This window comes from Streptomyces sp. NPDC057253, from assembly GCF_042669125.1.
In the GTDB taxonomy this organism is placed as follows: Bacteria; Actinomycetota; Actinomycetes; order Streptomycetales; family Streptomycetaceae; genus Streptomyces.
The window spans coordinates 1-8,870 of record NZ_JBHUXV010000137.1 but is presented as its reverse complement, the minus strand read 5'-3'; the positions used below and the strand labels follow the sequence as shown (position 1 = coordinate 8,870).

At 68.4% G+C, this 8,870-nt stretch carries 11 protein-coding genes and 1 tRNA gene; 9 read left to right on the top strand and 3 right to left on the bottom strand.

The window, feature by feature from the left end; genetic code table 11:
* The first annotated feature begins 264 nt into the window (after positions 1-264).
* A tRNA-Ala gene (locus tag ACFULQ_RS41860) sits at positions 265-337 on the top strand.
* Between the two features lie 75 nt (positions 338-412).
* Here the strand turns inward: ACFULQ_RS41860 and ACFULQ_RS41855 are convergent.
* Together ACFULQ_RS41855 and ACFULQ_RS41850 are read right to left on the bottom strand one after the other, a co-directional pair.
* Complete coding sequence (locus tag ACFULQ_RS41855) at positions 413-1,381, bottom strand: glycoside hydrolase family 26 protein (RefSeq protein ID WP_383554970.1); 969 nt, start codon at positions 1,379-1,381, stop codon at positions 413-415.
* A 174-nt stretch (positions 1,382-1,555) separates the two neighbouring features.
* Complete coding sequence (locus ACFULQ_RS41850) at positions 1,556-2,257, bottom strand: DUF5324 family protein (RefSeq protein ID WP_383554966.1); 702 nt, start codon at positions 2,255-2,257, stop codon at positions 1,556-1,558.
* A 242-nt stretch (positions 2,258-2,499) separates the two neighbouring features.
* Here ACFULQ_RS41850 and ACFULQ_RS41845 point away from each other — a divergent pair, with 242 nt between their 5' ends.
* Positions 2,500-3,027: a peptidylprolyl isomerase gene (locus ACFULQ_RS41845; RefSeq protein ID WP_330265726.1), complete on the top strand. Its 528-nt coding sequence runs from the start codon at positions 2,500-2,502 to the stop codon at positions 3,025-3,027.
* A gap of 106 nt (positions 3,028-3,133) precedes the next feature.
* Positions 3,134-4,018, top strand: a complete 885-nt coding sequence (locus ACFULQ_RS41840) for a rhomboid family intramembrane serine protease (protein ID WP_383554963.1) — start codon at positions 3,134-3,136, stop codon at positions 4,016-4,018.
* Positions 4,019-4,282: 264 nt separating this feature from the next.
* On the opposite strand, the gene crgA is transcribed toward ACFULQ_RS41840, so the two are convergent.
* The gene (crgA, locus tag ACFULQ_RS41835; RefSeq protein WP_007383302.1) at positions 4,283-4,537 is read right to left on the bottom strand and encodes a cell division protein CrgA; all 255 of its coding nucleotides are present in this window, start codon (positions 4,535-4,537) and stop codon (positions 4,283-4,285) included.
* Positions 4,538-4,677: 140 nt separating this feature from the next.
* On the opposite strand from crgA, the gene ACFULQ_RS41830 reads away from it, so the two are divergent.
* Genes ACFULQ_RS41830 through ACFULQ_RS41805 form a run of 6 tightly spaced genes read left to right on the top strand, consistent with a single transcriptional unit; the run spans position 4,678 to position 8,826 of the window.
* Entirely contained in the window at positions 4,678-5,457 is a 780-nt protein-coding gene (locus ACFULQ_RS41830) for a DUF881 domain-containing protein (RefSeq protein ID WP_383554960.1), read from the top strand.
* Between the two features lie 18 nt (positions 5,458-5,475).
* Positions 5,476-6,168: a class E sortase gene (locus ACFULQ_RS41825; RefSeq protein WP_383554957.1), complete on the top strand. Its 693-nt coding sequence runs from the start codon at positions 5,476-5,478 to the stop codon at positions 6,166-6,168.
* A 16-nt stretch (positions 6,169-6,184) separates the two neighbouring features.
* Entirely contained in the window at positions 6,185-6,382 is a 198-nt protein-coding gene (locus ACFULQ_RS41820) for a hypothetical protein (protein WP_185093296.1), read from the top strand.
* The gene (locus ACFULQ_RS41815; protein ID WP_383554953.1) at positions 6,379-7,017 is read left to right on the top strand and encodes an aminodeoxychorismate/anthranilate synthase component II; all 639 of its coding nucleotides are present in this window, start codon (positions 6,379-6,381) and stop codon (positions 7,015-7,017) included. Before ACFULQ_RS41820 ends, ACFULQ_RS41815 begins: the two co-directional genes overlap by 4 nt.
* Positions 7,014-8,072, top strand: a complete 1,059-nt coding sequence (locus ACFULQ_RS41810; RefSeq protein WP_383554950.1) for a class E sortase — start codon at positions 7,014-7,016, stop codon at positions 8,070-8,072. Before ACFULQ_RS41815 ends, ACFULQ_RS41810 begins: the two co-directional genes overlap by 4 nt.
* A 13-nt stretch (positions 8,073-8,085) precedes the next feature.
* A complete protein-coding gene (locus tag ACFULQ_RS41805) occupies positions 8,086-8,826 on the top strand; it encodes a class E sortase (RefSeq protein ID WP_383554947.1) in 741 nt (246 codons plus the stop codon).
* The last annotated feature ends 44 nt before the right edge of the window (positions 8,827-8,870 follow it).

The window sequence follows — 8,870 nt, the reverse complement described above, 5'->3', positions numbered from 1 at the left end:
GCCCCCCCCCTGCCCCACCCATAACCTGTACCCTCTCTGTCCCCCCCCTTTGGGGTCGCGTTCTTTTGGGGCGGGTCCTGTTACCCCCCCCCCACCGCAACCAAAAACACCCGGGCTCGCCCCCCCCCACCCACGCCGAGCATCTTACGGAGAGTGGTCGTTCGCGGGGACCCCCAATCTTTTTGCGGAATACCGGGGATGACCCGGTACTCTGGTCGCGGCGGCCACCGGTAAGCGGTCCTTCCGGCGGACGTCCCTCATCCCGGGGCCTTAGCTCAGTTGGTAGAGCGCTGTCTTTGCATGGCAGATGTCAGGGGTTCGACTCCCCTAGGCTCCACAACCAAGAACCCCTCCGACCTGCGGAAACGCGGGGCGGAGGGGTTTTTCGTGTGAGCGGGGAAGCCGGTTTGCCCTACGGTCCGTCGGCGCCCATCAGCGCCCGGTACACCGCCGCCGACTTCGGATGGGAGCGGCAGCCCCACACGCCGTGCGGGCAGTAGTCGCTGATCGACTGGTACAAAGGGCGCTGCTCGGCGAACCAGGTCAGCATGGCGCGCATGTACGCCGGGTTGTCGCCGTTCTCGTACAGGCCCCACTCCTGGTACGAGAAGGGCTTGCCGTGGGCGCGGGCGAAGCGGACGTGGGCGCGCAGGCCGTACGGCTCCTCGAGCTGGCCGGTGAAGCTCAGGCCGCGCGGGGCGTCGTAGGCGTCCATGCCGATGATGTCGACGACCTCGTCGCCCGGATAGCAGCGCGGCCACGGGATCGCGTCGCGGCCCCGGGTGGGCGTGAACTCGAAGCGGAAGCGCTGACCGGGCACCGAACGCATCGCGCGCACGATCCTCGCCCAGTACGCCTTCCAGGCGGCCGGGTCCGGGGCGCAGCGGTGGGTGTAGGTGGTGCCGTTCATCTCCCAGCCCAGCACGACGACCGTGTCCGGGACGCCCAGCGCTGTCAGCCGGCGGGCCAGGGCACGGAAATGGCCGTCGTAGGCGCCACTCGCCCCGCGCCGCAGTTCCGCCAGGACCGCGCTGTCGGGCAGGTGCGCCTCGGTGCGTTCCAGCATCGGCACGTTCAGGACGAACATCCGCCCTGCGTCGGCCCGGCGCCAGGCCGCCCAGGACTCCAGATAGCCCGGAGCGCCCTCGATGTTGCTCCAGCGGTCGCCGGGCAGATACACGTGCCCCACCCGGGGCGCCGCCCCGCCCAGCCAGGTGCCGAACGCCGCCAGACGGGCCGTGTCGGAGGGCTCGTAGCCGACGTACGCCCCGTAGGCGGAGGGGCCGGCCGGCTCCGGGGCGGGGGTGCGCGCGGTACAGGCCGAGGCCAGGAGCAGCAGTACGGCGGCCAGGGCGAGCAGCCCCTGGCGCGAGGGCTTCATGTCGGCGGCGGTCCATCCGGTCGGGAGACCGCCACGAGGCGGTCGGAAGGCGGGTCCCCGTGACTGTGACGCACGCGAGCGCCGCCGCACCGGCCCGGCCACCCCGTCGGGTGAACATGGCAGTGGGGCGGAAGACTCTCCGCCCCACCACTGGTACACGCCGTGAGAACGGCGTCAGCGCCCTTCGTCGTGCCTTGCGGCGTCTTCCTCGGCCTCCTTCGCCTGGACCTCCGGGTCCAGGTCGGACTGACCGGTGCCGTCCACGGACGTCAGCCGGCCCGACTCGGGAACCTCGGTCGCGGCGGGGGGCTCGACCAGCCAGTCGGGATTGGCCTGCTTGTCCCACCACTTCCATGCGGCGAAAGCGCCCCCCACCACCAGGCCGGCGACCGCCAGCGCCTTCGCGAGCCGTCCTGCGCGAGCCCGCCGCTCGTGCTTGCGGACCAGCTTCTGGACCTCCTTGGGCGAGACCTGGCCGCGCAGCGCGGCCAGCGCGGCCACGCTCCGGGCCGTGGCCTCACCGGCGACCGGGCCGGCCGCGGCGACGGCCTGCTCGATCCTGGGACGGGAGTAGTCGGCGGCCTGACGGGCCGCCTTGCGGGTGCGTACGGCTGCCTCGTGGGCGGCCTGGTCGACCTTCGGCGGAACATGCGTACGGGCCTGCTCCAGACGTGGCGCGACATGGGCGCCGTACTGGACACGAGCCTGCTCGGCGGCCTGGGAGACCTTCGGCGCGAGTCGTACACGCGCCTCGGTCGCGTACTGCGAAGCCTTGTCCTTGGCCGTGTCGGCGTAGGGCGCCACCACTTCCGCGGCGTGCAGCACGCTGTCCTTCGCCGAGCCGGTCGCGGCGCGCACGCTGTCGATGCGGGTCACGGGATCCTCCTCCTCGGTGGCGTACGGTAATTCGACTTTCCACCCTTTTACGGATCATGCCTGCCGGATCACAGGCCGGCACCTGAGGGCGGGCATCCGGATCAATAGCGGATGAATACGTGGCAACAGGAGCTTGTCGACGACAATGCCACGGATCGCCGTCCCGCGCCCCTGCCCGGGCCCTCCTCGGCCGGATCCGTGCGAGGATCGGTGGGGCACAGGAAGACAACGGAAGGCAGATCGTGGCCGAGCAGCTTTACGCCACCCTCAAGACGAACCACGGCGACATCGAAGTCCGGCTCCTGCCGAACCACGCCCCGAAGACCGTCAAGAACTTCGTCGAACTCGCCCAGGGCGAGCGCGAGTGGACGCACCCCGGCACCGGTGAGAAGTCCACCAAGCGCCTCTACGACGGCACGATCTTCCACCGTGTCATCAGCGGCTTCATGATCCAGGGCGGCGACCCGCTGGGCACCGGCATCGGCGGCCCCGGCTACGAGTTCGAGGACGAGTTCCACCCCGACCTCGGCTTCAACAAGCCCTACCTGCTCGCCATGGCCAACGCCGGCCCGGGCACCAACGGCTCCCAGTTCTTCATCACCGTCTCCCCGACGGCCTGGCTGAACCGCAAGCACACCATCTTCGGCGAGGTCACGGACCCGGCCAGCCAGAAGGTCGTCGACGCCATCGCCGGCGTCAAGACCAGCCGCCCCAACGACCGTCCGGTCAACGACGTCGTCATCGAGTCGGTCGTCGTCGAGACCCGCTGAGGTCACTTGAGCACCCGCGCACAGGGAACCAAAAGCCCCGCTCAACCGTAAGGATGAGCGGGGCGGCGCACGTGCCACGACGACTCAGGGCGACTTAGGGGATGTCATGAACCAGGAGGCGGGCAGTTCACCGCAGGCGCACAGCCTGCCCGGCTGTTACCGGCACCCGGACCGGGAGACCGGCATCCGCTGCACCCGCTGCGAGCGCCCCATCTGCCCCGAGTGCATGGTCAGCGCCTCCGTCGGCTTCCAGTGCCCCGACTGCGTGCGGGACGGAGGCGGCAGCGGACCCGCTCCGGCCGCGGCCAGGCCCCGCACCCTCGCCGGTGGCAGCGTCACCGCCGATCCCCGGCTGTTCACGAAGATCCTGATCGGGATCAACCTCGCGGTGTTCATCGCCATCCAGGCCAACGAGTCCCTGGCGGCGGACCTCAGTCTCATCGCGGCCTGGCCGCCGGCGCCGTTCGCGCCCACCGAGGGAGTCGCGGACGGGCAGTACTACCGCCTGGTGACCTCGATGTTCGCGCACCAGGAGATCTGGCACATCGCCTTCAACATGCTGAGCCTGTGGTGGCTCGGCGGCCCCCTCGAAGCCGCCCTGGGACGCGCCCGCTACCTCGCGGTCTACTTCGTCTCCGGTCTCGCCGGAAGCGCCCTGGCCTATCTGCTGGCCGCGCCGGGCACCCAGACACTCGGCGCCTCCGGTGCCATCTTCGGTCTCTTCGGCGCGACCGCGGTCCTGATGCGGCGGCTCAACTACGACCTGCGGCCGATCATCGCGCTCCTGGTGATCAACCTGATCTTCACCTTCGGCTGGAGCAGCATCTCCTGGCAGGCCCACATCGGCGGCCTCGTCGCCGGGCTCATCACGGGCTACGGCATGGTGCACGCCCCGCGTGAGCGGCGGGCGCTGGTGCAGTACGGCACCTGTGCGCTGGTCCTGCTGGTCGTCGTGATCATGACAGTCATCAGGACTGCCCAGCTGACTTGAGGGAACCCGTCAGCCCCTCTGAGCGGCCGTTGTCCACAGTGAGTGGCGGATCTTGTGCATAGCGTGCGGGAACAGCTGTGCCCCCTGTCATCGACCCGTGTTTCGGCAGGTCAGGCAGGGGGCGAACAAGCTTGCGGCAGCTGGTGCGATGGTCGTACCGGCGTCAACGCTCGATGGGTTATCCACAGATCGTCGTCTTTTCCCCAGCTCGGCTGTGGAAATCGCTCAGGCTGTGGATAACTCAGCGGATACCCCTGGGCAGAGCTACTTCCACTGGGTCGAGACGGCGAATCCGGCGGCGATGAAACCGAAGCCCACCACGATGTTCCAGTTGTCCAGAGCGTCGATGGGCAGCGAGCCGTCGGTCACATAGAAGACGACGATCCAGGCAAGCCCGATGAGGAACATGGCCAGCATCACGGGGGCGACCCAGGCGCGGCTGTTCAGCTTGATGGCGGTCGCCTGCTTCGCCGGGGGCGGCGTGTAGTCGGCCTTCTTGCGGATACGTGACTTCGGCACGAGGGTCTCTCCTGTCGATGCGCTGCGTGGCCGCGCAGGTAACTGGTCGGGCTCCGGGCAGCGTACAAGGGGACACTGAGCGCTCCCCCGGGCGTCCGTTAGCGTAGTGCTTCCGCGGCGCCGAAGGAGATAAGGGTACGTTGAGCAATTCTGCCGACTCCCCCCAGTCCGGATCCAGCCCTGCCCGGGGTCGGGGTTTCCGGCCGGTGAGAGTGCTCACGGTGGGCGTCTTCGCCCTCGCGGGCCTCATCTTCTTCACGAGCTTCAACACGGCCAAGGGCACGGACATCCGTACGGACGCCTCTCTGCTGAAGCTCTCGGACCTCATCCAGGAGCGCAGTCACAAGAACGGCCAGCTCGACGAGGCCAACGGTTCGCTGCGCCGGGACGTGGAGTCGCTGGCCGAGCGGGACGACGGCAGCACCAAGGCCGAGGACGACAAGCTCGCGGCTCTGGAGGACCGGGCGGGGACCCAGCGGATCAAGGGCAAGGCGGTCACGGTCACGCTCGACGACGCCCCGCCGAACGCCACTGCCAAGCTCCCCGGCTATCCCGAGCCGCAGCCCGACTACCTGGTCATCCACCAGCAGGACCTCCAGGCAGTGGTCAACGCCCTGTGGAAGGGCGGCGCCAAGGGGATCAAGGTCATGGACCAGCGGCTGATCTCCACCAGCGCGGTGCGCTGTGTCGGCAACACCCTGATCCTTCAGGGCCGGGTGTACTCACCGCCGTACAAGATCCAGGCGGTGGGTGATCCCGGGAAGCTGAAGCAGGCGCTCGCGGATTCCAAGGCGATCCAGAACTACATGGTCTACGTCAACGTCTACGGCCTCGGCTGGAATGTCGCCGACGACGGCACGGTGACTCTTCCCGGCTACTCGGGCACAGTGGATCTGCAGTACGCCAAGCCAGTGGAGTAGGTCCCGGGGGAGCCGCCGGTGCGAGTCGTCGTCAGGACCGTCAGCGAGCTGTGCATCACGGCCGGCGCCCTGATCGTGTTGTTCGTCGTCTATGTGCTGTTCTGGACCGGTGTGAAGGCCGACACCGTCATGGACGACCAGATCGACCAGTTGCAGAACCAGTGGTCCAAGGGGAGTGTGCGGCAGCAGCCGCAGGAGACGGCCGGTGCGTCCGCGGCTCCGGCCGAGCCGGCGCCGTACCGGAAGGGGAAGCCCTTCGCGATCATGTACATCCCGCGGCTTGGTTTCACGTGGAACAAGCCCGTGCTGGAGGGCACCGAGGTCGGCACCCTGAAGAAGGGGCTCGGGCATTACGCGAACACCGCGCGGCTCGGGCAGGAGGGCAACTTCTCGGTCGCGGGGCATCGGCGCACGTACGGCGATCCGTTCAAGGACTTTCCGAAGCTGCGGCGGGGGGACGCGGTCGTGCTGACGGACGGGACGACGTGGTTCACGTATCGGATCGACAAAGGGCCTTACAAAACCGTTCCCACGGACATTGAGGTGATCGATCCTGTGCCACGTACTTCGGGGTACACGCGGCCCGGCCGCTATCTCACGCTGACCACGTGCGATCCGGAGTGGGGACACAGCCACCGGCTGATCGTCTGGGCTCATCTGGACTCCACACAGCCTGTGGAGGACGGCAAGCCTGTTGCCCTGCGCCGTTAGTCTGGTGCGGTACGGCGTGAGTGTGGTGCCGTGGTGCGACGGAAGGGACGGCATGTACGGCTGGATCTGGCGGCATCTGCCGGGTAACGCATGGGTGAAGGCGCTGCTCTCACTCGTGCTGGTCGTTGCTGTGGTCTATGTCCTGTTCCAGTACGTCTTCCCGTGGGCCGAACCGCTGCTGCCCTTCAACGATGTGACGGTGGACAACCAGTGAGCGCGCGCATTCTCGTCGTCGACAACTACGACAGCTTCGTCTTCAACCTGGTCCAGTACCTGTACCAGCTGGGCGCCGAGTGCGAGGTGCTGCGCAACGACGAGGTGTCGACGGCACACGCCCAGGACGGCTTCGACGGGGTGCTGCTGTCGCCGGGCCCCGGGACGCCCGAGGAGGCCGGCGTCTGCATCGAGATGGTGCGGCACTGCGCGGCCACCGGGGTGCCCGTCTTCGGTGTCTGTCTCGGCATGCAGTCGATGCAGGTGGCGTACGGCGGGGTCGTGGACCGCGCGCCGGAGCTGCTGCACGGCAAGACGTCCCTGGTCGAGCACGAGGGGCGCGGGGTCTTCGCCGGACTGCCGACGCCCTTCACGGCGACCCGGTACCACTCCCTGGCGGCCGAGCCGGCGACCGTGCCGGCGGAGCTGGAGGTCACCGCGCGGACCCACGACGGGATCGTCATGGGGCTGAGGCACCGTGAACTCCCGGTCGAGGGCGTGCAGTTCCACCCCGAGTCGGTGCTGACCGAGCACGGGCACCTGATGCTGGCCAACTGGCTGGTGGAGTGCGGCGACCAGGACGCGGTGGCGAGGTCGGCGGGGCTCGCCCCGGTGGTGGGCAGGGCCACGGCGTGACGGCGCTGCGCCCCGAGCGCGAGGACTTGTACGGCGACGCGTCGTACGAGTCCTACGGCGCTGACGCCTACGGGGGTGGTTCCTATGACGGGGCGCCTTCCGGTGGGGCGTCCACGCCGTATGTGCCGCCCGCCGACGACGAGACGGTGGCTCTGCGGATACCGGATCCGCCGCCGCCCTCCATATCCGCCTCTGCGGCCTCTTCCGTCACATCCACCACTGGATCCCCACAGGGCGGCCGTGCGGCCCGCAGAAAGGCCGCCAAGGGCCGTCATGGGCGTCATGGTGGCGCCGTGGCCCCCGAGTCGCCGTCGGAGCAGGAGCCACCGGACGGGAAGCCGCTCTCGCGGATGGAGGCCCGTCGGCAGGCGAAGGCGCGCAAACCGGGCGCGGCGGTCGTCGCGAGCCGGGCGATCGGTGAGGTGTTCATCACCACCGGTGTGCTGATGCTGCTGTTCGTCAGCTACCAGCTGTGGTGGACCAATGTCCGGGCGCACGCGGCGGCGGACAAGGAGGCGAGCAGCCTCCAGGACGACTGGGCGAGCGGCAAGGGCGCGCCGGGCACCTTCGAGCCGGGGCAGGGCTTCGCGCTGCTGCACATTCCCAAGCTGGACGTGGTCGTGCCGATCGCGGAGGGCGTCAGCAACAAGAAGGTCCTCGACAAGGGCATGGTCGGGCACTACGGCGAGGGCGCGCTGAAGACGGCGATGCCCGACGCGAAGACCGGGAACTTCGCGCTCGCCGGGCACCGCAACACCCATGGCGAGCCCTTCCGTTACATCAACAAGCTCAGCCCGGGCGACGCGATCATCGTGGAGACGCAGGACGAGTACTACGTCTACAAGATGACCTCGACGCTGCCGGTGACCTCTCCGAGCAACACGAGCGTGATCGACCCCATCCCGAAGGGGTCCGGCTTCACCACGGCCGGCCGGTACATCACCCTCACCACGTGCACGCCGGAGTTCACCAGCAAGTACCGGTTGATCGTCTGGGGCAAGATGGTCGAGGAACGGCCGCGCAGCAAGGGCAAGCCGGATGCGCTAGTCCAGTAAGGGCAGATGACCAGTGGCAGCGACCACAGAGCAGCAAGAGCAGCACTCCGGCACGTCCGCTCCGCGCCGCCGTGGCACCGGGCGGATCGCCATGGCGGTGAGCGTCTTCGGTGAACTCCTCATCACGGCGGGCCTGGTGCTCGGTCTGTTCGTCGCCTACTCACTGTGGTGGACGAACGTCGTCGCCGACCGGCAGGCCGACAAACAGGCCGACAAGGTGCGGGACAGCTGGATGGAGGGCCGGGACACCGGCCCGGGGGCGCTGGACACCAAGAACGGCATCGGCTTCCTGCATGTGCCGGCGATGAAGAACGGCGAGGTCCTGGTCGAGAAGGGCACCTCGGCGAAGATCCTCAACGACGGGGTGGCCGGCTACTACACCGACCCCGTCAAGGCCACGCTCCCCACCAGCGGCAAGACCGGCAACTTCTCCCTCGCCGCGCACCGCGACGGCCACGGGGCGAAGTTCCACAACATCGACAAGCTCAAGACGGGCGACCCGATCGTCTTCGAGACCAAGGACGAGTGGTACGTCTACAAGGTCTACGCGGTCCTGTCCGAGACCTCGAAGTACAACGTCAAGGTCCTCGGCCAGATCCCCAAGGAGTCCGGCAGGAAGAAGGCCGGCCACTACATCACGCTGACCACCTGCACGCCGGTGTACACCTCGCGCTACCGGTACGTGGTGTGGGGGGAGCTGGTCCGCACGGAGAAGGTGGACAGCGAGCGCACGCTGCCGAAGGAACTGCGCTGACCGAGCGACAAAGGGCAGGGCCCCGGAACCATCAGGTTCCGGGG

Coding starts and splice junctions, on each gene's coding strand:
- ACFULQ_RS41855 (WP_383554970.1), bottom strand. CDS start 1,381: ATGAAGCCCTCGCGCCAGGGGCTGCTCGCCCTGGCCGCCGTACTGCTG.
- ACFULQ_RS41840 (WP_383554963.1), top strand. CDS start 3,134: ATGAACCAGGAGGCGGGCAGTTCACCGCAGGCGCACAGCCTGCCCGGC.